Annotated in this window: 20 protein-coding genes; 9 read left to right on the top strand and 11 right to left on the bottom strand. The window is 58.4% G+C overall.

Features of this window, described 5'->3' with window-relative positions:
* Positions 1 to 22 precede the first annotated feature (22 nt).
* From ACQQZ8_RS13505 to ACQQZ8_RS13490, 4 genes are all read left to right on the top strand, one after another.
* A complete protein-coding gene (locus ACQQZ8_RS13505; RefSeq protein WP_431712200.1) occupies positions 23 to 1,210 on the top strand; it encodes an ABC transporter ATP-binding protein in 1,188 nt (395 codons plus the stop codon).
* Positions 1,207 to 1,935 (top strand): ABC transporter permease, encoded by a 729-nt coding sequence (locus tag ACQQZ8_RS13500; protein WP_431710319.1) that lies wholly within the window; start codon positions 1,207 to 1,209, stop codon positions 1,933 to 1,935. The genes ACQQZ8_RS13505 and ACQQZ8_RS13500 overlap by 4 nt, the downstream gene beginning before the upstream one ends.
* Positions 1,932 to 2,909 carry a glycine betaine ABC transporter substrate-binding protein gene (locus ACQQZ8_RS13495; protein WP_431710318.1) on the top strand — a complete coding sequence of 326 codons (978 nt, stop codon included), beginning with the start codon at positions 1,932 to 1,934 and terminating at the stop codon, positions 2,907 to 2,909. The genes ACQQZ8_RS13500 and ACQQZ8_RS13495 overlap by 4 nt, the downstream gene beginning before the upstream one ends.
* A 231-nt stretch (positions 2,910 to 3,140) precedes the next feature.
* Positions 3,141 to 3,698 carry a YceI family protein gene (locus tag ACQQZ8_RS13490; protein ID WP_431710317.1) on the top strand — a complete coding sequence of 186 codons (558 nt, stop codon included), beginning with the start codon at positions 3,141 to 3,143 and terminating at the stop codon, positions 3,696 to 3,698.
* A gap of 128 nt (positions 3,699 to 3,826) precedes the next feature.
* Here ACQQZ8_RS13490 and ACQQZ8_RS13485 read toward each other — a convergent pair whose 3' ends face one another.
* The 7 genes from ACQQZ8_RS13485 to ACQQZ8_RS13455 all read right to left on the bottom strand — a co-directional run bounded on the left by ACQQZ8_RS13485 (position 3,827) and on the right by ACQQZ8_RS13455 (position 10,550).
* A complete protein-coding gene (locus ACQQZ8_RS13485; RefSeq protein ID WP_431710316.1) occupies positions 3,827 to 4,390 on the bottom strand; it encodes an META domain-containing protein in 564 nt (187 codons plus the stop codon).
* A gap of 82 nt (positions 4,391 to 4,472) precedes the next feature.
* Entirely contained in the window at positions 4,473 to 5,456 is a 984-nt protein-coding gene (locus ACQQZ8_RS13480; protein ID WP_431710315.1) for a diaminopimelate dehydrogenase, read from the bottom strand.
* 111 nt (positions 5,457 to 5,567) lie between these two features.
* Positions 5,568 to 5,948, bottom strand: a complete 381-nt coding sequence (locus ACQQZ8_RS13475) for a hypothetical protein (RefSeq protein WP_431710314.1) — start codon at positions 5,946 to 5,948, stop codon at positions 5,568 to 5,570.
* A gap of 73 nt (positions 5,949 to 6,021) precedes the next feature.
* Positions 6,022 to 7,209, bottom strand: coding sequence for an MFS transporter (locus ACQQZ8_RS13470; RefSeq protein WP_431710313.1), 1,188 nt, complete (start codon positions 7,207 to 7,209; stop codon positions 6,022 to 6,024).
* Between the two features lie 162 nt (positions 7,210 to 7,371).
* Positions 7,372 to 8,922: a tripartite tricarboxylate transporter permease gene (locus ACQQZ8_RS13465; protein ID WP_431710312.1), complete on the bottom strand. Its 1,551-nt coding sequence runs from the start codon at positions 8,920 to 8,922 to the stop codon at positions 7,372 to 7,374.
* Positions 8,923 to 9,567, bottom strand: coding sequence for a tripartite tricarboxylate transporter TctB family protein (locus ACQQZ8_RS13460; protein ID WP_431710311.1), 645 nt, complete (start codon positions 9,565 to 9,567; stop codon positions 8,923 to 8,925).
* A complete protein-coding gene (locus tag ACQQZ8_RS13455) occupies positions 9,564 to 10,550 on the bottom strand; it encodes a Bug family tripartite tricarboxylate transporter substrate binding protein (RefSeq protein WP_431710310.1) in 987 nt (328 codons plus the stop codon). The genes ACQQZ8_RS13460 and ACQQZ8_RS13455 overlap by 4 nt, the downstream gene beginning before the upstream one ends.
* A gap of 150 nt (positions 10,551 to 10,700) precedes the next feature.
* Here ACQQZ8_RS13455 and ACQQZ8_RS13450 point away from each other — a divergent pair, with 150 nt between their 5' ends.
* The 4 genes from ACQQZ8_RS13450 to ACQQZ8_RS13435 all read left to right on the top strand — a co-directional run bounded on the left by ACQQZ8_RS13450 (position 10,701) and on the right by ACQQZ8_RS13435 (position 15,422).
* Positions 10,701 to 12,326 (top strand): ATP-binding protein, encoded by a 1,626-nt coding sequence (locus ACQQZ8_RS13450; protein WP_431710309.1) that lies wholly within the window; start codon positions 10,701 to 10,703, stop codon positions 12,324 to 12,326.
* Positions 12,323 to 13,069 carry a response regulator gene (locus ACQQZ8_RS13445; RefSeq protein WP_431710308.1) on the top strand — a complete coding sequence of 249 codons (747 nt, stop codon included), beginning with the start codon at positions 12,323 to 12,325 and terminating at the stop codon, positions 13,067 to 13,069. Before ACQQZ8_RS13450 ends, ACQQZ8_RS13445 begins: the two co-directional genes overlap by 4 nt.
* A gap of 140 nt (positions 13,070 to 13,209) precedes the next feature.
* Positions 13,210 to 14,700 (top strand): FAD-dependent tricarballylate dehydrogenase TcuA, encoded by a 1,491-nt coding sequence (tcuA, locus tag ACQQZ8_RS13440; RefSeq protein WP_431710307.1) that lies wholly within the window; start codon positions 13,210 to 13,212, stop codon positions 14,698 to 14,700.
* A gap of 71 nt (positions 14,701 to 14,771) precedes the next feature.
* Positions 14,772 to 15,422, top strand: a complete 651-nt coding sequence (locus ACQQZ8_RS13435; protein WP_431710306.1) for a GntR family transcriptional regulator — start codon at positions 14,772 to 14,774, stop codon at positions 15,420 to 15,422.
* A 66-nt stretch (positions 15,423 to 15,488) separates the two neighbouring features.
* On the opposite strand, the gene ACQQZ8_RS13430 is transcribed toward ACQQZ8_RS13435, so the two are convergent.
* Positions 15,489 to 16,427 (bottom strand): LysR family transcriptional regulator, encoded by a 939-nt coding sequence (locus ACQQZ8_RS13430; RefSeq protein WP_431710305.1) that lies wholly within the window; start codon positions 16,425 to 16,427, stop codon positions 15,489 to 15,491.
* 78 nt (positions 16,428 to 16,505) lie between these two features.
* Here ACQQZ8_RS13430 and ACQQZ8_RS13425 point away from each other — a divergent pair, with 78 nt between their 5' ends.
* On the top strand, positions 16,506 to 18,242 hold the full coding sequence (locus ACQQZ8_RS13425; RefSeq protein ID WP_431710304.1) for an FAD-binding protein: 1,737 nt from the start codon (positions 16,506 to 16,508) through the stop codon (positions 18,240 to 18,242).
* A 75-nt stretch (positions 18,243 to 18,317) separates the two neighbouring features.
* Here the strand turns inward: ACQQZ8_RS13425 and ACQQZ8_RS13420 are convergent, their stop codons facing one another.
* From ACQQZ8_RS13420 to ACQQZ8_RS13410, 3 genes are read right to left on the bottom strand one after another with little or no spacing between them, the layout of a single operon-like run.
* Complete coding sequence (locus ACQQZ8_RS13420; RefSeq protein ID WP_431710303.1) at positions 18,318 to 18,950, bottom strand: LutC/YkgG family protein; 633 nt, start codon at positions 18,948 to 18,950, stop codon at positions 18,318 to 18,320.
* The gene (locus ACQQZ8_RS13415; protein ID WP_431710302.1) at positions 18,947 to 20,419 is read right to left on the bottom strand and encodes a LutB/LldF family L-lactate oxidation iron-sulfur protein; all 1,473 of its coding nucleotides are present in this window, start codon (positions 20,417 to 20,419) and stop codon (positions 18,947 to 18,949) included. Before ACQQZ8_RS13415 ends, ACQQZ8_RS13420 begins: the two co-directional genes overlap by 4 nt.
* Positions 20,416 to 21,180 (bottom strand): (Fe-S)-binding protein, encoded by a 765-nt coding sequence (locus ACQQZ8_RS13410; RefSeq protein WP_431710301.1) that lies wholly within the window; start codon positions 21,178 to 21,180, stop codon positions 20,416 to 20,418. The genes ACQQZ8_RS13415 and ACQQZ8_RS13410 overlap by 4 nt, the downstream gene beginning before the upstream one ends.
* Positions 21,181 to 21,306: the final 126 nt, after the last annotated feature.

Below are 21,306 nucleotides of genomic sequence, written 5' to 3'. Positions count from 1 at the left end.
TAATGTCACCGGCGCATCCATCATGCTCGAAGAGGTCACCAAGACCTACCAGGGGCAAAAGAAATCCGCTGTTGGTGGTCTGACACTGGAAATCCCGGCCGGATCGATCGTGATGTTTGTTGGCCCCTCCGGTTGCGGTAAAACCACGACGCTGAAAATGATCAACCGGCTGATCGAACCGACCACCGGAAAAATCGTCATTAATGGTGATGATGTCACCAAAATGAATGGCGATGAGCTTCGCCGGCGGATCGGCTACGTGATTCAGGCCGGTGGCCTGTTCCCGCACATGACCGTGTCCACCAATATTGGGATGGTCCCGAAAATGTTGGGCTGGTCCAAGGAAAAAATCGCCGCACGGGTTGATGAATTGCTGGAACTGGTGTCGCTGGATCCAGAGATCTACCGCGACCGGTTCCCGAAGGAACTCTCCGGTGGGCAGCAGCAGCGTGTGGGTGTGGCCCGCGCCTTGGCCGCCGATCCGCCAGTGCTACTCATGGACGAGCCCTTCGGTGCAGTGGATCCGATTACCCGGCAGCGCTTGCAAGATGAGCTGCTCAATATCCAGTCAGAGGTACAAAAAACCATTGTCTGTGTCACGCACGACTTTGACGAAGCGGTGAAGCTCGGAGACTGGATCGCGATCTTCAACGAGGGCGCGCAGTTAGAGCAATACGATTCTCCAGAGCGTATTTTGGCCAACCCGGCCAATGAGTTTGTGGAGAATTTCATTGGCTCCGGTGCCGGGCTCAAACAGCTGACCCTTAGCCGGGTACAGGACGTGGAGCTGACCGATGCGGTGACCACCACCGCGGGCGCAAACGCCTCGGATGTCTTATCGCAGTTGCAAAGCGTCGGGGCGAACTATGCGGTGGTACTTGATTCGCGGCAACGCCCGCTGCGCCGGCTGACCCGGCGCCAGCTTTCGCGCGCGCAGATCGTGGAAGGCACGATGGATCCAAACCTCCCGTCGGTGAGTTTGCAAGCGACCCTGAACGACGCGTTGGACACCATGCTGGTGGCCAGCACCGAGTCCGCGATCGTCACTGGACGACGCGACATCTTTGAAGGGGTCATCACCGTACAAACGGTCATGGAAGCCATTGCCGCGGCTAACGCAGCCGCAGGCGGCGACGGTGAAGCACCGGTGGGCCTGAACTCGGGAGCGATCAATCAGGTGGCCATCGAGGATGGTGGGGCCAGGTCATGAACGCGGAACGACGCGGACTGATTTATCAATTACTGGGGATCCTTGTGGCCTTTGGCATCTTATTGCTGTGGCTACTCAACGCGGATTTGACCGACACCGAACGTCAAACCCTGGATCCTGCAACAATTTGGGGGTACACCAGAGAACACTTAGAAATCACTTTATGGTCGGCGCTGATTGTGTTGGCGATCGCGGTTCCGCTGGGAGTGATTCTCACCCGTCCGGGCATTCGTCATGCGGCACCTTATGTGCGCGCTATTGCCAACATCGGTCAGGCCGCACCGGCTATCGGTTTGGTGGTGCTTTTGGCCTTTTGGCTGGGCTTCGGGCCACGCACCGCCATCGTTTCCTTGGTGCTGTACGCGATTCTTCCGGTACTTTCCAACACCATGATCGGGCTACAACAGGTCGATGAACGTTTGATCGAAGCCGGCCGGGGGATTGGGATGAGTCAACTGGCGGTCCTGTTCAAGGTAGAACTACCACTGGCGGTGCCGGTGATGCTCTCCGGGATTCGTACGGCACTGGTGCTCTTGGTCGGCACCGCCACCCTGGCAACCTTTATCGATGGTGGTGGGCTGGGCATTTTGATCACCACCGGGGTGAACCTGAACCTGAATGTAGTCTTGATTGCCGGATCCATTCTGGTGGCACTGTTGGCCGTGAGCATTGACTGGGTCGGACGACTGGTGGAAGCCGTGGCACGACCGAAGGGACTGACGTGAAAAAGACACTGAAAAAAATTGCGCTTGCCTCGGTGGCCCTGCTGGCGCTGACCGGCTGCGGGTTGTCACCGTCTACGGGTGTGGTTCCCGCGTCGGCGCCCGGATCGATTCAACCGATTGCGGATCTGCCGGATAATGCGACCGCCACGGTAACCTCAAAGTCCTTCACCGAACAGTTGCTGGTGGGCAAGATTGCGGTGATCGCCCTACAGACCGCCGGATTTAATGTTACGGACATGACCAACGTCCCCGGTTCGCAGCCAGCCCGGGAGCTGGTGTTGAGTAACTCGGCGAATATGGTCTGGGAATATACCGGTACCGCCTGGTTGACCTATCTGGGCCATGAGGAGCCGGTAGTCGGATCCGAGGAGCAGTGGCAGGCCGTGCATGATGAGGATGCGGGCAACGGGATCTATTGGGGCCGCCCGGCTCCGATGAACAATACCTATGCCATGGCCATGAACGAAGAAGTCACCGAAAAGCTAGGGATTACCAAACTCTCCGAATTGCGAGATTTGGATGCTGCTGATCTGACCTTCTGTGTTGATCCGGAGTTCAATTCACGTCGCGATGGGCTGACTCCCATGCTGGAGGCTATCGGGTTGACCCGTGGCAGTGATGTACCTGAATCGAATATTGGCCTCTATGACGTGGGTGCAATTTATTCGGCCACCGCGGCCGGGGCCTGTAACTTTGGTGAGGTCTTCACGACCGATGGACGGATCAAAGCGCTGAATCTGACGGTGCTGGAAGATGACATCCAGTACTTTCCGAGCTACAACATGGCACCCATGATCAATGCGGAATTCCATGCGCAATGGCCGCAGGTTGCCGAAATCATGGGAACCATCGCACCATTGCTCACCGATGAGGTCTTGCAGACACTTAACGCCGAAGTCGATGTGGAGGGACGCGAGCCCGCCGATGTTGCCTTCGAATGGATGGTTGAACAAGGCCTGGTCACCGAACCATAACTAAAAAGGTGGGTGTCGAGGAAAAAGTACTTCCTCGACACTCACCTTTCTTGTGCCACTTGACTAGTGGATATAAATACAGGTGCGACCTCGGGAAGGCGCGTAGGGAAAAGTTTCAAAAAATTTTGCCCAATGTTGTTGACGCTTCAACTTATTCCGTGCCATACTGGATTCAACAACAAATTGAAGCGTCAACCATATGGCGTGGAACCGAATTCTGAAGGAGTCATCATGACCGCAGCAGCAACCGCTAACTTGACCGCAGGTACCTGGAACCTGGACGCTTCGCACAGCGAGGTTGGCTTCACCGTCCGCCACGCAGGCATCTCCAAGGTCCGCGGCACCTTCGGTGAATTCGACGCCACCTTGGTGGTCGGCGAAACCCTGACCGAGTCCACCGTGACCGCAGACATCCAGTTGGCCTCGGTCAGCACCAAGGATGAGAACCGCGATGGCCACCTGAAGAGCGCAGACTTCTTCGACGTGGAAACCTTCCCAGTGATGAGCTTCCGCTCCACCGGCCTGCAGGGCGAGCCAGGTGCTTTCACCTTGCTCGGTGAGCTAACCATCAAGGGTGTCACCAAGCAGGTTGAACTGGATGCAGAGTTCGGTGGCCAGACCGTGGATCCATTCGGCGCAACCCGCGCAGGCTTCTCGGCCAGCACCACCATTTCCCGCAAGGAATTTGGCATCACCTGGAACGCTGCTCTGGAAGCCGGCGGCGTACTGGTTAGCGACAAGGTCAAGATCGAGATCGACGCAGCCTTCGTTCTGCCAACCGCAGAGTAAATCTGCCCTCTAGGGGGGCACTCACCGCAACAACAAACGACCCCAGTCGGGGTCGTTTGTTGTTTAATCTGCAAACCCAGCTGCGTGAGCGCTGTCAGGTCGGTGAAGGCCATAACTCACCTTGGCGCTTATTGCGCCCGCGTCGCCACCGGCGAGGTTCGAGACCCGAAGCTCAATACTGCGTTCGCGCAGCTCTTCGGCGAGTTCGAGCATCTTCTAGGTGGAGCGGGTCTCCAACGTGGTTGATAAAATCCCGCGGGGCGCGAGAAAGACATTATCGACTTGGAGTACTTGGTCAATACGCCGGGCATCGAAGATCCAGAGGAGCTGGTGGGCCACGCATCGTGTGCCTCGTGGTCGTGCACGGTCAGTAGGGATTCTGCTACGGAGGCGGATGCGGCGGCACTGAGCCAGGTGTCCACATCCTCACAAGCTTTCAAGGTCATGGCTCCCATTTCGATCGTTACCTCGTTGCCGTCCCGAGTCCACTGGCCGGTAAAGTTATTGCACCCATCCGATCCGGTCAGGGAACCATCTGCGGCGAAGGTGAGAAAAGGATCGGAGGACGTGGCTCCACCGAAGGTGCCCTCCAGTGCATATTCTTGGTCTGACCCCGAGCTCCCGCCGGCGCAGGCAGACAGGGCGAGCAGCAGGGCTGGCGCCGCTAACAGGGCGCGAAATTGAGGTTTCATGGCGTTAGTCTAGTCATCGGTCAGCGAGGAATCGATAGATTTTCGCTAAAGATCTCCTCGCTGGCCGAAGCTAAAACTCGGCTTAGAGCAGTTCTGCGCGTAGCTCGGCGGCAGACTTTGGTGATAGGAGCCCCGGTGCCACATCGAAGACGGTCTGCGCGCCGGTGATTCCGGCCTGATTCATCCGGTAAACGGCGCGCGCATAGGCCACCAAAACACTGGAGGTGAATTCGGGGTTCGATCCCAAGGTCAACGAATACTCAATGACCTGAGCCTGCTCGGCACTGGTATTGCCCGAGCGGAAGACAAAACCACCGTGCGGCATATCTTGGTGTTCGGTGGCCAAAGTCTGCGCGTCAATGAAATGTACCGTGGTGTCGTACTGGTCGAAATAGTGCTCCATGGTGACGATGGCATCACGCACCTTATCGGCGTCGGCACCTTCTTCCAAGACCACGAAGCATTCGCGCTGATGCTTTTTGCGGGTGCTTAGTTCCGGACGTTGCCCCGCTCGAACAGCTTCAATCGCTTCGGGGCTTGGGATGGTGTATTGCACACCTCCGGCCACACCTGGAACACGGCGGACCGCATCCGAATGCCCCTGGCTCAAACCGCGACCCCAGAAGGTGTAGGTCACCCCATCGGGCAGAAGGGCCTCGCCCATTACTCGGTTAATCGAGAACATCCCGGGATCCCACCCGGCGGAGATCAGTGCGGTTTTCCCTGCAGCCTTGGCAGGCTGATCCACATTGGCAAAGTGCTCGGGGATGCGGGCGTGCGTGTCAAAGCTGTCCACGGTGTTGAACAGTGCCGCCAGCTGTGGGCCCTGCTCGGGAAGATCGGATTTCGACCCGCCGCACAAGATCAACACGTCGATGTTCTCGGTCTGCGAGCCGAGATCGTCCATCGAGAATTTCGGTGCGGGGGCAGCCAACTCCAAGGACTGTGGATCGCGGCGGGTGAATACCCCCACCAATTCCATATCTTGATTCTTTGCCACGGCTGCCTGCACTCCGCGGCCTAGATTCCCGTACCCAGCAATACCGATCCGAATCTTTGCGCTCATCAAATGTCCTTCTTATTGGCTCGAACAGTGTTCCTGATTTTTACGCTAGCGCGTGCGCGAAGATCTGAGTAACTCTGTGAAGCTGCTCAGCCGGGAATCGCCGAAAAATTCTTAGGGAAGCATGCGAGTGATCAAGGCGAATCCTAGGATGAGTATCCACAGCAGACCCACGATAGTGGCGATCCATCCGGTGACCTTGCCTAGGACCGCCGCGGTAAGGAATTCACGCTGGGAACGATTGGCCTTGCTGATCGCCAGCGGACCAAAAATCCAGCCCAGCGGGCTCAAGACAATCCCGAGAATGCCAAGGACAAGGGCCGTTTGCGCCAGTTTTTCACCTTCGAACCGCGCCGCTGAATTCCGCTGGTGCGCGGATCGATTGCTGGCGGGAGTTTTCCCGTGAAATTCCGGAGGCTGATTGAACGATCCGCCATCGTAGGAGGGGCCACCTTGGGAATATGGGTTATGAGGTTCATTCGTAGGGGTCGACATGATTCTAGAAACCTCCTTAACAGGATCCTTAATTGAACCAACAATTCGGCCGCGATGACATGCTTTGCCCCAGTTACACAGCGTCTTTCAAGTTTCGCCGATGCCACAGTTCATGGGCGAAAGTAGCAAGCAAGCTCAGTACCAGTGCGGCGTAGAAACCGTAGTGGAAGATTTGTGCGTACTGACCGGATTCGGCGAGCCCGGCGGTCACCCAAGTGCCTACCGAAGCCCCAAAGAACAGGCTAAAGACGAAGAACGACACGGTGGTCGCTCGCGCGGTGGGAGCAACATCCGTGGCCCAACCCTGCATCGAGGAATGCATGATCGCATTGGTGGCTCCCATCAGTACCGCGGTGAGCGTCAAAGCCGTGACCGAATACCAGAATGCCGAGAGCGCGAACCCGACGGCCAGCACCAGCGAACCAATGAATATCAACATGCTGCGTGAAAAATGTGCCACCAGCCGGCGCATGAGTCGGGCACCCAGAATCACCCCGAGGGCGAATCCACAGCCAAGAAAACCTGCGAGCGTGATGTCGATCTGCTCGTCCTGCAAGGCCGGGACAATGTAGGTTAGCAGCCCCATTAATAAGGCACCTTCGATGAACACCACCAGGTACAACACGAGGGTGGAGTTGGTGAAGGCCAGGCGCAGGGAGAACCGGCGACGTTCCGGTGTCACATCACGAACCTTGCGCAAACTGTATAAGGCGGCGAGGGCTCCGAGAGCCGGTAGCGCAAAGACCAAACGCCAATCGATCACGGCGGCCAACGTACCAGCGCTCAGGGTGGCTAGCGTGGTGCCCAGCGAGGAATAGATTTGCAGATCTGAGAGCCCCCGCGCCCGATGAATCCCGGTACGTGTGTCACCCAGTAGGGTAAGTAAGGTTGGGTAGAGTGCACCGAACATCAGCCCGGTAAAGCACCGCGTTATTAGTAAGGGAGTATAGGCGACAAAGAGGGTGCTCGCTAGGGAACCGAGCACGGCACCCAACAACGCCAGCCGAAGTACGCTCAGCCGCCCGAAACGGTCGCTGAGCAACCCCCACAAGGGCTGCCCCACCGCGTAGAGCAAAGAGTACCCGGCGACCAGTTGTACCGCCTGAGTCAGCGAGAGCTGGGTGACCGCAGCCAAAATCAACAGCATGGGCGGGGTTCCGTAGCGGTCAAAGAAGGCGAGAAAACCGATGAAACGCAGGGCGGAATCGGGCACCACTGAGCGATCTTTGGGGCGGTCGCTGCCTGTTGCGGAAACGTTCATTGATTAGCGTGCCTTTGCTCGTACTTCACTAGCCAATGTAAGCAGAAGTGTTCACCGAACTATGAAGATATGTCGTCGCCGCGGCGCAGAATTCTGTTGGCAAGAACAACGGGGCTTCACCGACCAATGTGGTCGGTGAAGCCCCGTGCGATGTGGCGCGAGCTAGCGCGAGCTCACCTCGGTGGTTTCAACGGCGGTAGTCTGCTCTTCGCGTTCCTTGCGACGATGTCGCAGGTGCTGGCTGCCGCTGATGACCAAAGTGATCGCCAGAATGATGTAGAGGATGATCGTGACCGGGCTGGAGACGAGGATGGTCAGATCGCCCTCGGACACGGTCAGGGCACGACGGAGTTCCGTTTCAGCCAACGGACCGAGGATCACCGCGATCAGTACCGGCGCCAACGGCAGTTGGTAACGCCGCATGATGAAACCGACGACACCCACCCCGAGCAATACCCACAGGTCCAAGGTTGAGGCGCTGATGGCGTAAACACCGAGCACCGAGAGGACCGTGATTCCGGCGTACAAGTAGTGGCGCGGTACCAACAGCAGCTTTGCCCACAGCACCGCGAACTGCATGTTCATCACCAACAGAATCACCAAACCGATGAACAGCGAGGCCAAGAGGGTCCAGACCATGTCTCCGCTGCGCTCGAAGAGTAGTGGTCCCGGCTGCATTCCATATTGCTGGAAAGCGGCGATCATGATCGCAGCGGTGGCACTGGTCGGCAGACCCAGAGCTAGCAGTGCACCCATGGCGGTACCGGCGGTAGCGTTGCCCGCAGCTTCTGGTGCCGCCACACCACGAATCGAACCCATCTGACCGAATTCGATATCACCGCGACGCTTCGCGAGCTTCTTTTCGGTGCCATAGGCCAAGAAGGTCGGAACTTCCGAACCACCGGCCGGAATAATACCGAAGGGCAAACCGAAAGCGGTTCCACGCAACCAGGCCGGCAAGGCTTTGCGCAGATCGTGGCGGGAGAGCCGTGGACGACCACTGGGTTTGATCTTCAGAGCCTCTGGGTCACGGTGGATCCGCGCCGCGATATGTAGCACCTCACCCAAGGCCAGCAGACCCACGGTGATCACTACGATCGAGATCCCGTCAAAGAGCTGGGGAAGACCCAGAGTGTATCGCACGGTGCCGGAAGGGCCATCGACACCGACCATGGCCAAGACCAGACCAATGGACAGCGAAATCAGACCCTTGACGATCGAATCGGAAACGACCGAGGAAATTGCGAGGAAGGCGAAGACTGCTAGCGCGAAGTACTCGGCTGGGCCGAAGGCGGTTGCCATCTTTACCAGTGTCGGGGCAAAGAAAACCACCACGGTGGTGGCGAGCAGACCGCCAATGAAAGCGCCCATGGCTGCGGTGGCTAAGGCCTTGGCCGCTAACCCGTTGCGGGCCATGCGGTGACCTTCGAAGGTTGAGGCGATCGCCGATGAGTTCCCCGGGGTGTTCAGCAAAATCCCTGAGGTGGAGTCACCAAACAAACCGCCGTAATAGACGCCGGCGAACATGATGAACGCCGCAGTGGGGTCCAGCGAAAAGGTAATCGGCAACAACAGTGCGACCGCCATGGCCGAACCGAGGCCGGGCAAAACCCCGACGGCGGTTCCCAGCAGGGCCCCGAGCAGAACCCACAACAGATTCATCGGGGTGAGGGCTTGTGAGAAGCCCTCCAGTAAGAGGTTGATCTGTTCCATTTAGAGCAGTCCTTCCAGGAAGCCCGATGGCAGGTTCAGCCCCAGCCCGGCGTTGAAGGCCAGCTGGATAATCGAGGCAAAGAGTATGGAAATGCTGATATCGAAGAGGGCGCGCTTGCTACCTAGCGCGCGGGCAACCACCCAGAACAGGGCGGCAGCACTCAGGATCCATCCCACATATGGCAGTAGCAGCGCAAAGCCTGCCACCCCGGCGACGACCATGCCCACGGTCTTCCAGTCTGAGTAGGTTTTCCAGGTAGCCGGTATGGAAGCCTGCGGGGTGCGGCGCTGAATTTTGCTGCGGCCGCGTTCGGTGGCCGCGGCCATGTCCCCGAGCATGTCGCTAGAGAAGTCCGGGTTCTTGGAATCCGAGGTGGGGTCCGGGGCATGCGGGTTACGCAGAATCTGGATGATGTGAATGACCGCGACCGAGTACATCAGGACACAGACGATCGTGGGAAAGAACTGTGGACCGGGAACCGAGGAACCTAGAACCTCCATGGTGGCGGTCTGGAAGGTCAGGAAAACGGCCAGGGCCAGCACCAGTGCTGGAACAATCAGTTCGCTGCGTCCATTCCAGTTCGCCGGCGCGTCAACGGCAGTCGGCGGGTTCACCGAGTGCTCTGGAGAAACGTTGCTGCTCATAGTCCCAGTCCTTCAATAATTCCTGCGGTTGTTTCGATTTCGGCTTCAACGAAATCGGCGAACTCTTCGCCGATCATGAAGCTGTCGGTCCAGTTATTGCGTTCCAAAGCATCTCGCCATTGCTCCGAGTCACGGAATTCGGTGACGATGTCCACGAATTCTTGCTTCTCGCTGTCTGTGATGCCCGGAGCGGCAACAAAACCACGCCAGTTGGCCATCACCGCGTCCACGCCGAGCTCCGCAAAGGTGGGGACATCCACCCCGGGCAGACGCTCCTCTGAAGAGATTGCTAGCGCTCGTAGGGTGCCTACCTCGATCTGGTCGGCCACCTCGTTGTAGCCGGACATGCCGCCAACGGTAGTTCCGGCGAGCATCGAGGTCAGCGCCTCACCGCCGCCGGAGTAGGCGATGTAGTTGGTGTCTGCTGGATCGATGCCAATTTTTTGGGCTACCAAGCCGGTCAACAAGTGATCGATGGAGCCTAGCGAACCACCGGCAATGGAGGTGCCTCCGGGATCTTCTTGCCAGACTTCGATGAAGTCATCCAGGGTTTGAATCTCCGAGGAAGCCGGAACTACCAGTGCTGCGTAGTCGTCGGCGAGGCGCGCCACCAACTCCACGTCGTCTAGGGTGGACTCGGAATTGGCTAGCTCGATTGCGCCAACCATCACCCCGCCGGTCACCATCATCATGTCGTGTCGGCCGGTCATCTGGACGAACTGGCTCAGGCCGATGGTGCCGCCAGCCCCGGGAACGTTGGTGACCTGAACATTGTTGACCGCACCAATGGATTTCATGGCCTGCTGGGATTCGCGTGCGAATCCGTCCCAACCGCCGCCGGGGGAGGCAGGAGCCATGAGTACCAATTTATTGCGTGCGGAGGATTCGCCACCGGACGATGCCGCGTTGGTTAGTGCTAAGCCAGTGATGGCCACTACCGCAACGGCGTATATCGTCTTGCCGACTATGCGTTTGTTCACCATATTCCGTAACCTCAATGTTAGTGATTCGCCTCACCGACTTCCGGTGCACGGGAATCAACGATGGCAGAAAAGTGATCGGCGGCACAGCGAAAATGTGGTTGTGGTCATATCGGAAACTTAAAAAACTTAAGTAAATGAAGGGTGGCTCCGATGCGCAAAGTACGTGCCCCGCGGCGGCTGCGCACACGAATCCTGTTCCTACAGCTGGGTATCGTGCTCGGGGTGGTGGTGCTGGTTTCTGCCGTGGTGATGAGCGTGGAAGTCGAACGGGTCGAGCGTACGGCTTTTGACCGCACCCAGTCGGTAGCTCGCGAGTTGGCGGACCTTCCGGTGATCCAAGCAGGGATGGCATCGGTGGATCCCACGGCAGTTATTGCGCCGGTTGCCGAGCTATCAACCGCTGTCTCGGGGGTCTACTACATCACCGTGGCCGACATGGACGGCATTCGGGTGGCGCACCTCGACCCGAACCTGATTGGTCTGCCCGTATCATCCGAACACGAGTTAGTCCGGCAGGGGGAGAGCTTCCTGGGGGTGGAGGAAGGCCCACTGGGTTTGACCCTTCGGGCCAAGGAGCCGATCTATTACGCGGGTGAGGTCGTGGGCACGGTATCCGTGGGCATTTTGCAAAGTACCGTGCGTGCCAATCTGACCAGTGTGGTTTGGGGTTTTGCGCCATGGATCCTGCTGGCCGCTGCCATCGGTACCGTCGGTGCAGGTCTTGCCTCACGGTTGGTGTACCGCATCTACGGTGTTGCTCCGGAACAGATCGGCGGCCTATTGCAGGCCAACGAGGCGGTACTCTACAGCATCGACGAAGGGGTGCTGGGGGTGGATCCGGAGGGAACCTTGACGCTAATTAATAAGGAAGCCCAACGCCTCCTGGGGCTGAGCCCGCAAGAGGTGGGTAAGCCGGCATCCGAGGTCTTGGAAGAAAGCGTCGCACGGCTACTAGAAAGCGCAGACCCGAGTGCCGAAGGGGTCCAAACGGTGCTCGCTGGTGAACGTGTCCTGATTGCCACGCGTCGCGAGGCCCAACTTGGGGCGAGAAGCTACGGACGAACCCTAACGTTGAAAGACCGCACCGAGCTGGAAAACAACTTGCGCGAATTGCGTGGCCAGAAGAGCTTGACCGACACCTTGCGGGCGCAGGCTCATGAATTCACTAACCGGCTACATCTGGTTTCGGGGTTATTGTCCCTGGGCGAGGTTGAGGAAGCTCATGATCACATCAAACGGTATACCGGGATGGCCGGGCCCGGCACCGACCGACTGGTCGATGACCCGATGATGGCAGCCCTGTGCAACGCGCAGCTGGCCGTGGCACGGGAAGCCGGCGTGGAATTCTGGGTGGATGAAAACTCCAAGACCGGCGCCGACTGGCGGTCGGATGAGGACGCGGTCACGGTGGCCGCTAATCTACTGACAAACGCCATCGAAGCAGCCGGGGACGGCGGAAAAGTCGTCTTTCGCATCAACGCGAATTCGGCCGGGGTGCGTATCGCGGTAGGGGATTCCGGGCCCGGGATCCCTTCCGAAGAGTTTTCGCACTTAGTGGAGTTGGGGTACAGCAGCAAACGCGGGCCAGGTCAGCCACTGCACGCCCGGGGGATTGGGCTAACACTAGTGGACCGCATCATCACCCGCCGGGGTGGACAATTAAAAGCAGGGAGTTCCGAATTGGGTGGGGCGAGTATCGTCGCGGCCTGGCCACTGCAGGTCAGTAGTGGCGCACCGAGGACGGACTACGAGAGCGCAGGGAATGAAGACGGATGATCAGGGTACTGGTAGTCGATGACGATTTCGCCGTGGCAAGGTTGCATCGGCGCTTCCTCGAACAATTGGGCGGATTTGAGGTTGTCGGAGTCTTGGAGCGGGGGCGTGCGGTAGCACCCTTCGTCCAAGAGACCGCCACTGACCTCATCCTGTTAGATGTCCACCTGCCCGACCAAGACGGTTTGGCGGTGCTCTCCGAATTGCGCTCGAAGGGACTGGGCGTAGATGTCATTATGATTACCGCTGATAACGAACGCGAATCGGTACGGCTTGCGGTAGGGCATGGGGTGCAAGACTATTTGGTCAAACCTTTTGGCATTGAAGACTTCAATCTGAGGCTTTCGGGGTACCGGGATCGGCGCGAACAACTCGTGCGCCACGTGGATGCCGCTGCCTTGGCGCAGGACGAAATCGATCAGCTGATGGCCGTGGCCAGTGGGCGCGAGACGGACCATACCAACGTGCCGTGGCTGGAGAAGACAACGGTCTCCAGCGCCGACACTCCGCAATTACCCAAGGGGTTCACTGCCCCGACGCTGGCCATGGTGTCCGAAAGCCTGAAGGATGCGGCCACCAACTCCGATCCAACGCTCTCTGCGAAGGAGCTGTCCGAGACCTGTGGCATCTCGCGGGTGAGCGCTCGCCGGTACCTCGACTTTCTGGTGTCGCGGCAATTGGCTGAACTCAAACCACGCTATGGCGCCACCGGAAGACCAGAGCATCGCTACCGGTGGAGAGTTTAAAAAACTAAAAAAACTGTATCTTAAGGTTTTCTAGCGCACTTTTGTGTATACACTAATTTCGGATCCATGATTATTAGCTCCGAATCCTTAGCTTGCCCGAACGCGTGGCCGCAGGTTCGCAACCCGAAAGGTCCCATGCCATGAGTGACGCATCCCCAACCACCGCCAAAACCCTTGACGCCGAAGTGATCGTCGTTGGTGGTGGCAACGCCGCCTTCACCGCAGCCCATGCCGCTGCCACCCGGGGTCGTAAGGTCCTGCTGTTGGAAAAGGCGCCTCGTGACCAGTTCGGTGGCAACAGCTACTACACGGCAGGTGCCACCCGCATTGCTCATAACGGTCTAGAAGACCTGCAGGACCTAGTGGAATTTGATGAGCGCCACCCGGTTTCCGAAGTTCCGCCATATTCCGAAGCTGATTACGCCGGCGACATTGCCAAGGTAACTGAAGGCCGTAATAACAAGGAAATGACCGAAGTTCTCGTCAAGGAAGCCGCACCTGGCCTTCGTTGGCTGAAGTCTCTGGGTCTGAAATACCGCCTGATGTACGAACGCCAAGCCTACGAAACCGCCGAAGGTGGTTACTTGTTCTGGGGCGGTCTGCATGTCGGAAACGTGGACGGCGGCGAGGGTCTGATGCACGACCACCTCGCGGTTGCCGAGAAGCTAGGTACCGAGGTTCGTTTCGAGCAGGATGTCTATGGCCTGATCGTCGAAGATGGCAAGGTTGTTGGCGTGAAGCTGCGCGTCAACGGCGAAGAGCAGGAGCTACGCGCCGAGTCGGTCATCCTAGCTGCCGGAGGCTTTGAGTCCAGCCCACAGTGGCGTCAAGAACACTTGGGTGAGGGATGGCAGAATGCGAAGGTGCGCGGCACCCCATTCAACAACGGTGACATGCTGGCAGCAGGTCTGGAAATCGGCGCCGCCAAGGGCGGAGACTGGGGCACCTGCCACTCGGTGCAGTGGGATGCGCTGACCGAAAACAACGAGTCCAACCGTGAGCTGACCAACCGACTAACCCGTCAGTCCTACCCCTTGGGCATCATTGTGAACAACCGTGGCGAGCGCTTCTTGGACGAGGGGGCGGACTTCCGCAACCTGACCTACGCCAAGTACGGCAAGGTCATCCTGCAGCAGCCAGATTCCATCGCCTATCAGATCTTTGACGCCTCCTTGCGTCCAATGCTGCGCAGCGAAGAGTACGAAATGCCGGGTATCTCAGAGGTCGTCGCCGACAGCATTGAGGAGCTAGCCGAGAAGATTGGGGTAGACACGGCCGCATTGTCCAAGACGGTGTCCGAGTTCAACGCTTCGATCGACACCTCGATCAGCTACGACCCGAATGTGCTGGATGGTCGCGCCGCAAAGGTCAATCCTCCCAAGAGCAACTGGGCCAACCCGCTAGAAACCGGTCCGTTCTACGCCTACCCGGTTACCTGCGGTATCACCTTTACCTTCGGTGGTCTGAAGGGCAATATCAATGGTCAGGTGTTGAACGAAGACGGCGAGGTTATCGACGGCTTGTACGTCTGCGGTGAAATGTTCGGCGGGCTGTTCTCGGCAAACTACCCCGGCGGTTCCGGTCTAGCGGCCGGTGTCGTATTTGGACGTCGAGCCGGTAATCTGGCATAAGCATCACTTTGCCGGTTTCGTCAGCATCATTGATGGCGAAACCGGCAATTGTTTATTTGAGGAAAGGGTTCATGGCAAAGCTCGACGCGCAGGCAATCCATGCGCAACTGCGCCAACAACTGTTACGCGGACACTTTATGCCTGGCGATCCGCTGCGTGAGGTGGCCTTAGCCGAGGAATTCGGGGTCTCGCGTACTCCGGTGCGTGAAGCGCTGACCCGCCTCTTACATGAGGGAATGCTGGAACGCCGAGCCCGCGGCCTGTTCGTCCGGGAGATCGAGCCGGAACAGATCATGCAGGTTTACGATCTACGGATCATGTTGGAGGGCCAGGCCGCCAGTGAAGCGGCCGAGATGCGTTCGGAAACGGATCTAGCGAAATTACAGGGGCTCATCGACCGTGATCGGGCGCTAGAAAACCCCGATGATGTCACCAGATTGGTGACCAACATCGAGTTCCACCGAACGCTCTGGAAAGCCGCACGCAACCCGGTCCTCGAAGATATTTTGGACCGTTTGGCTAGTCATCATGTCCACATCCCGAGTTCCACTCTCTCAGTGGGTAACCGCTGGGAAGAATCCCTGAACGAGCATCAGCGGATCTGCGACTGCATTCGTGATCGGGACGCGTCAGGCGCACGCGACGTGGTTCAGCAGCATATGAAAACTGCCAAGGCCATGCGATTGACGATGTTCTCCCATGTGCAAGCCCCGCAGATTTAGCTGACGACCACCAAGTATCCGAGTCAGCTCAGCGGCCACAACTGAGGCAGCTCTCAGGCCAGCGCGCTATTCACTAGACTGCAGGGCACGCAAGGCGTGGTTTTGCGAAGCGAGTTGCTTCGCGGTGTCAGTGATCAGCTCCTGCATCGCCGCCGCAGCGCGGGAGAGGGCAACATCTCGGCGATGCGCCAAAGCAATCGTTCGGGTCAGTACGGGGCTGGACAATCGGCAAATCTGCAATTCCGGACGGTCTAACAAGACCATTGCGGGAACCAAAGCCACCCCTAAACCGCTTTCGACGAAACGCAGTGCCGCGTCCATCTGGGCGCCTTGTAAAACGATGTGGGGTTGCAGATCTAACTGCCGATATGCGGCCATGGTTGCTGCGCGCAGGTCATAGCTGGTGGAAAAAGCGATCTGCGGTAGCGCGGCCAGTTCGGTGAGTGAGAGCTCCTGGATTCCCGGCGCCAAATGGGTTCCCGGCGCGGAAACAACGACCAGCTCTTCGCCGAGCAGTGGAAGATGCGTTAGTGAGTCGAAACTATTCGGTTCATGCTCCGAAGCGACGACTAACGCCAGATCCAGTCCGCCGCCGGCCAGCTCTTGCAATAAATCTAGGGAGCCAGCCTCATACAGGTGAAGTTCGATTCCCGGATACGCTCGGTGGTAGCCGACCAGCATCTGCGCGACCAGGGAGATACAGAGGCTGGGTGGGGCACCGAGCCGAACTCGGCCTGCCCGGAGACCGGATAACTCGTGCATCTGTTGCCGAATGTGTTCGGCATCGGCGAGCATCCGTTTGGCGCTGGGCAAAAGAGTTTCCCCTGCCGCGGTCAATGTGATGTTCCCCCGGGCACGATGAAAAAGCTCGGAACCGAGCTCGGATTCGAGGGTGGAAATCTGCCGACTCAAGGTGGGTTGGGCGACATGCAATTGCGTGGCTGCCTTGGTGAAATGCCCGGTTTGGGCCACCATGAGGAAGCTGCGTAGCTGTTCGAGATTCATGACCATAGCATAAATGAATCGTGACAACTCAGATAATTCATTGGACGTATCGACGTATTGCTTCTTAGCGTTGTAGACATGCAGAAAACCACCAAAGAAAAGCAAATCTCCACGAGCGTACTGGTGATCGGTACCGGCGGTTCGGGTCTTCGCGCCGCAATCGAATTGGCCGAATTGGGCACCGATGTGCTGGCTGTGGGCAAGCGCCCACGTCACGACGCCCACACCTCTCTGGCCGCCGGAGGGATCAACGCAGCCCTTGGCACCATGGATCAAGAAGATAGCTGGCAGCAACACGCGGCGGACACCATCAAGGAGAGCTATTTCCTGGCCGATCCGCGCACCGTGGAAATTGTGGCCCGAGGGGCCGCCGCGGGCATTGCCGATTTGGAGCGTTACGGGATGGGCTTTGCCCGTGAAGAGGATGGTCGCATCTCTCAGCGTTTCTTCGGAGCACATACCTTCCGCCGCACCGCGTTTGCCGGGGATTACACTGGTTTAGAAATCCAGCGCAGTCTGGTGGCACGTAGCCATCAACTGGAGATCCCCATTCTCGACACCGTCTACATCACCAACCTGTTGGTCAGTGAGAATAAGGTGTTCGGAGCCTACGGGTTCGACCTCAACAACGGTACGCGTTACCTCATCCATGCCGATGCGGTGATCTTGGCCGCCGGCGGGCATAACCGTATTTGGCGCCGAACCAGCTCGCGGCGTGATGAGAATACCGGAGACTCCTTCCGCCTCGCGGTGGAAGCGGGGGCTCGGCTACGAGATCCGGAACTGGTGCAATTCCACCCTTCGGGCATTATCGAACCGGAAAGTGCCGCTGGCACCCTGATTTCCGAGGCCGCTCGCGGCGAGGGCGGGATTCTGACCAACGCACTGGGGGAGCGGTTCATGGCTCGCTATGATCCCGAACGCATGGAATTATCCACCCGAGACCGGGTGGCATTGGCCGCGTATACCGAGATTAAGGAGGGGCGTGGCACCGCCAACGGAGGGGTATGGCTGGATGTCTCGCATTTGCCGCGCGAACAGATTATGGAACGGTTGCCGCGCGTTTACCAGACCATGCTCGAGGTACAGATGCTGGACATTACGCAAGAAAAAATCGAGATTGCTCCGACGGCGCACTACTCCATGGGTGGTGTCTGGGTAAACCCTACGGATCACGCCACCGATGTGGCAGGACTCTATGCCATCGGCGAGGCCTCCAGCGGTTTGCACGGAGCGAACCGCTTGGGCGGCAACTCACTGATTGAACTGCTGGTTTTTGGCCGGATTGTTGGGCAGGAAGCGGCGAATTACTCCGCATCATTGGGTGCCCAGGTGCGTTCGGCGCCAGCCGTGGCCGAAGCACGCGGCAATGTCGACGGCCTCTTAGCAGCCGACGGTACCGAGAACGTGCGCGCCCTGCAACGAGCGATACGCGATCTGATGACCGAGCATGCCGGGGTGGTGCGTGATGAACAAGGACTACGCGCCGGGTTGGAGAAACTAGCGGTGATTGAAGCGCGGATCCAGAATGTGGGGATTCACCCAGATATCGCCGGTTATCAAGATCTAGCTCATGCCTTCGATCTGCTCTCCTCGGCACTATCCGCTCGGGCCACCTTAGAAGCGGCACTGGAGCGCCGCGAGACCCGCGGCTGCCACAACCGGAGTGACTATCCGCAGCTGGATCCTGAGCTTCAGGTGAACCTCGTCTGGTCACCCACCAACGGAATTACTCGAGAACCAATTCCGGAAATTCCGCAGGAGATTCGTGAGTTGATTCGCGAAGTTTCGGTCGCGGGCAAGCTCGTGGAGTAGACACCGAGACGACTGTGGCCGGTTTCCCTTTAGAGGTTTTGGAACAGGGAAACCGGCCACAAGATCAGTGGGGGCCTAGAGGCCGTGCACAATCAGTACGTCGAGTACACGCGGGCCGTGGACACCTTCCACACGCTCCAACTCGATGTCACTGGTGGCACTGGGACCTGAGATCCAAGTCTGTGGCCGAGTCACTTCCAATCGTGGCATGGCCTCGGGCAACAACTGCACGATTGTTGATACCGGAACGATACAGACGTGGTGATCTGGGACCAGCGAGATCGCACGACGGCCCTGATCCGGTTCGCCATCTAGGATGATGGTGCCGGATTCGGCCACCGAAATGGCCGAGGAGGTCACCACGGCACTGGTCGCATCCAATTCCGGAACCGTGAGCACCGCAGCCGGAGCATCGAGTCGGCGTTCAACGGACTCATCCAGATCCGCAAGCCAGTTGGTGTCTAACCCGTGCGGGTAAACCACACTGGTGGCAGCCTGTAGTTTGGCCGCCACAAACTTCGGAACCTCGGAGGCCTGAATGACATCCACTCCGGCCTTGTAGTCAACCAGCCGATCAACCAGTAACTCGATCAGTTCCGCCTCGGAGAGGGTGGAGGTCTTGCGGTATTCGCGAGGTACCTCTGCCACCTGGGGAGCATCGGCTAAGGCCGAACGGATCCGTCCGAGGATTTCGTCCTTGGCGCTCATTTGCTCTCCTTCTCACTCTTCCACCAGTCGCGGAAGGATTTGCTCGGTGGTGCTGGGAGGTCGCGGCTGGCGGTCCAGCCGGCAGCGATACCCGGCAGTTTCTTGATCTTCTTGTCCTTGCCGGCCATCAGGCGGCCCAGTGGCAACGCCTTCTCCAGCAGACCCAGGTTGCTTCCCTTGCCCAGTGCCCAAGAGCCGCCCTTCATCAACAGATCCATCTGCGTTGGCAGCTTCTTCTTGCCACGCTTGGAATCCACATCCTCGCCACGTAAATGCACGAGGATTTCTGGAATGTTGATCTTAACCGGGCAGGCGTCATAGCAAGCACCGCACAGCGAGGAGGCATAAGGCAAGGAGTTATTATCTTCGGCCTCAATGCCGGTCAGCAGTGGAGAGAGAATCGCGCCGATCGGACCCGGGTAGGTCGAACCGTAGGCGTGACCACCGGTGCGCTCGTACACTGGGCAGACGTTCATACACGCCGAGCAACGGATGCAGTTCAGTGCGCTACGACCAAACTTATCGGCAAGCGCCCGGGTGCGGCCGTTATCTAGCAACACTAGATGCACATTCTGCGGGCCGTCGTTTTCAGTTACGCCGGTCCACAGGGAGGTGTACGGGTTCATCCGCTCGCCGGTGGACGAGCGCGGCAACAACTGCATGAAGACCTCGATGTCTTCCCAGTTTGGTAGCACTTTCTCGATACCCATGACAGTGATCAGAGTTTCGGGAAGGGTCAGGCACATGCGGCCGTTACCCTCGGACTCGACAACACCCAAGGTGCCAGTGTCAGCCAGGGCAAAGTTTGCCCCGGAGATCGCCACCTTAGCCGAGAGGAACTTCTTGCGCAGGTGTAGCCGTGCCGCTTCGGCCAGCTTGGCTGGCTCATCGGTCAGGTTCGGATCCACCACCGGCATTTCCTTCAGGAAGATATCCCGAACTTCGGTGCGGTTTTTGTGAATGGCCGGAACGAGAATGTGGCTCGGCTTGTCATGGCCCAGCTGGACGATCAATTCGGCGAGGTCGGTCTCGTATGCTGCGATGCCTTGGGTTTCCAAGTGCTCGTTTAAACCGATTTCCTGGGTGGCCATGGACTTGACCTTGACGACCTCATCACTGTCGGTCTCCTGAACCAGTTGGGTGACTATCGCATTGGCCTCCGCCGCGTCACGAGCCCAGTGGATGATACCGCCGCGAGCGGTGAAGTTCTTCTCGAATTCTTCCAGACGCTCTTCCAAGTTGGCCATGGCGTTGTCCTTGATGGCAGAGCCAGCGGTACGCAAGGCCTCCCAGTCCGGAAGCTCGTCGACCACACGCAGACGCTTATCGCGGATGGTGTGGGTGGCGTGGCGCAGGTTGGCGCGCAGCTGGGTGTTACCTAGTTCGCGGCGTGCTGCGCTTGGGAATTGTTCCTCAGCGAAGAGGTTGCCAGCCCCGGGGGCTGGCATGCCTAGAAATACCTGACTCACAGTGCAACCTCCGCGTCCATGGTGCTGGCCAGAATATCGGCCAAGTGAATGGTGCCTGGGCGCTGCCCGCTGCGTGAGAGGCCACCACCAATGTGCATCAGGCAGGAGACGTCACCGCCGGCGCACATTGAGGCGCCGGTGGAGCAGATGTTTTTCACCTTGTCTTCGAGCATGGCCGAGGAAACCTCGGAGTTCTTCAGCGAGAATGTGCCACCAAAGCCGCAGCACTGATCCGCTTCGGGTAGCTCCTCAACGGTGATTCCGCCAACGGACTTCAGCAGGTTTAGCTGACGGTCCTCCAGCCCGAGGGTGCGCATACCGTGGCATGAGGGATGGTAAGTGATGGTGTGGGGGAAGTAGCTACCCAATTGTTCGGCGGCATTGGTGATACCCAAAACATCAGTCAACAGCTGGGAGAGCTCGTAAGTTTTGGCGCCTACTGCTTCGGCGCGCTCTTTCAGCTCTGGCTTACCCAATCTCTTGGCCAGCATCGGATGCTGGTGCTTCACCGAGGAAACGCACGAGCCCGACGGAGCCACTGCCACGTCATAGTCGCTACGCTCAAAGGCCTTGACGTGATTTTCGACCACCGGTAGTGCTTCTGGCATGTATCCGGAGTTGATGTGCATCTGCCCGCAGCAGGCCTGATCGGCCGGGAAGATCACTTCATGCCCCAAACGTTCCAGGATTTTAACCGTTGACTTGGCGGTTTCCGGGTACATGGCATCCACGATGCAGGTGGCAAAGAGTGCAATTCGCATTAGGTTAACTCTCTCGCTGTGTGGTCTGACCATACTAGTGCGAAAAATTGCATTCCGTCAAGACTTGTTGTGATCGCACTCACCTTGTAGCATGGGAGGTCTGACCATATGTGGTCTGACCATCAT

The organism is Glutamicibacter uratoxydans (genome assembly GCF_050753455.1).
Taxonomy (GTDB): domain Bacteria; phylum Actinomycetota; class Actinomycetes; order Actinomycetales; family Micrococcaceae; genus Glutamicibacter; species Glutamicibacter uratoxydans_A.
The sequence above is the reverse complement of the archived record's forward strand: the minus strand, read 5'-3'. Positions and strand labels throughout refer to the sequence as shown.

Coding starts and splice junctions, on each gene's coding strand:
- ACQQZ8_RS13420 (WP_431710303.1), bottom strand. CDS start 18,950: ATGAGCGCCAAGGACGAAATCCTCGGACGGATCCGTTCGGCCTTAGCC.
- ACQQZ8_RS13455 (WP_431710310.1), bottom strand. CDS start 10,550: ATGGTGAACAAACGCATAGTCGGCAAGACGATATACGCCGTTGCGGTA.
- ACQQZ8_RS13485 (WP_431710316.1), bottom strand. CDS start 4,390: ATGAAACCTCAATTTCGCGCCCTGTTAGCGGCGCCAGCCCTGCTGCTC.
- ACQQZ8_RS13465 (WP_431710312.1), bottom strand. CDS start 8,922: ATGGAACAGATCAACCTCTTACTGGAGGGCTTCTCACAAGCCCTCACC.
- ACQQZ8_RS13480 (WP_431710315.1), bottom strand. CDS start 5,456: ATGAGCGCAAAGATTCGGATCGGTATTGCTGGGTACGGGAATCTAGGC.
- ACQQZ8_RS13450 (WP_431710309.1), top strand. CDS start 10,701: ATGCGCAAAGTACGTGCCCCGCGGCGGCTGCGCACACGAATCCTGTTC.
- ACQQZ8_RS13410 (WP_431710301.1), bottom strand. CDS start 21,180: ATGCGAATTGCACTCTTTGCCACCTGCATCGTGGATGCCATGTACCCG.
- ACQQZ8_RS13445 (WP_431710308.1), top strand. CDS start 12,323: ATGATCAGGGTACTGGTAGTCGATGACGATTTCGCCGTGGCAAGGTTG.
- ACQQZ8_RS13460 (WP_431710311.1), bottom strand. CDS start 9,567: ATGAGCAGCAACGTTTCTCCAGAGCACTCGGTGAACCCGCCGACTGCC.
- ACQQZ8_RS13490 (WP_431710317.1), top strand. CDS start 3,141: ATGACCGCAGCAGCAACCGCTAACTTGACCGCAGGTACCTGGAACCTG.
- ACQQZ8_RS13500 (WP_431710319.1), top strand. CDS start 1,207: ATGAACGCGGAACGACGCGGACTGATTTATCAATTACTGGGGATCCTT.
- tcuA (WP_431710307.1), top strand. CDS start 13,210: ATGAGTGACGCATCCCCAACCACCGCCAAAACCCTTGACGCCGAAGTG.
- ACQQZ8_RS13425 (WP_431710304.1), top strand. CDS start 16,506: ATGCAGAAAACCACCAAAGAAAAGCAAATCTCCACGAGCGTACTGGTG.
- ACQQZ8_RS13435 (WP_431710306.1), top strand. CDS start 14,772: ATGGCAAAGCTCGACGCGCAGGCAATCCATGCGCAACTGCGCCAACAA.
- ACQQZ8_RS13470 (WP_431710313.1), bottom strand. CDS start 7,209: ATGAACGTTTCCGCAACAGGCAGCGACCGCCCCAAAGATCGCTCAGTG.
- ACQQZ8_RS13505 (WP_431712200.1), top strand. CDS start 23: ATGCTCGAAGAGGTCACCAAGACCTACCAGGGGCAAAAGAAATCCGCT.
- ACQQZ8_RS13430 (WP_431710305.1), bottom strand. CDS start 16,427: ATGAATCTCGAACAGCTACGCAGCTTCCTCATGGTGGCCCAAACCGGG.
- ACQQZ8_RS13475 (WP_431710314.1), bottom strand. CDS start 5,948: ATGTCGACCCCTACGAATGAACCTCATAACCCATATTCCCAAGGTGGC.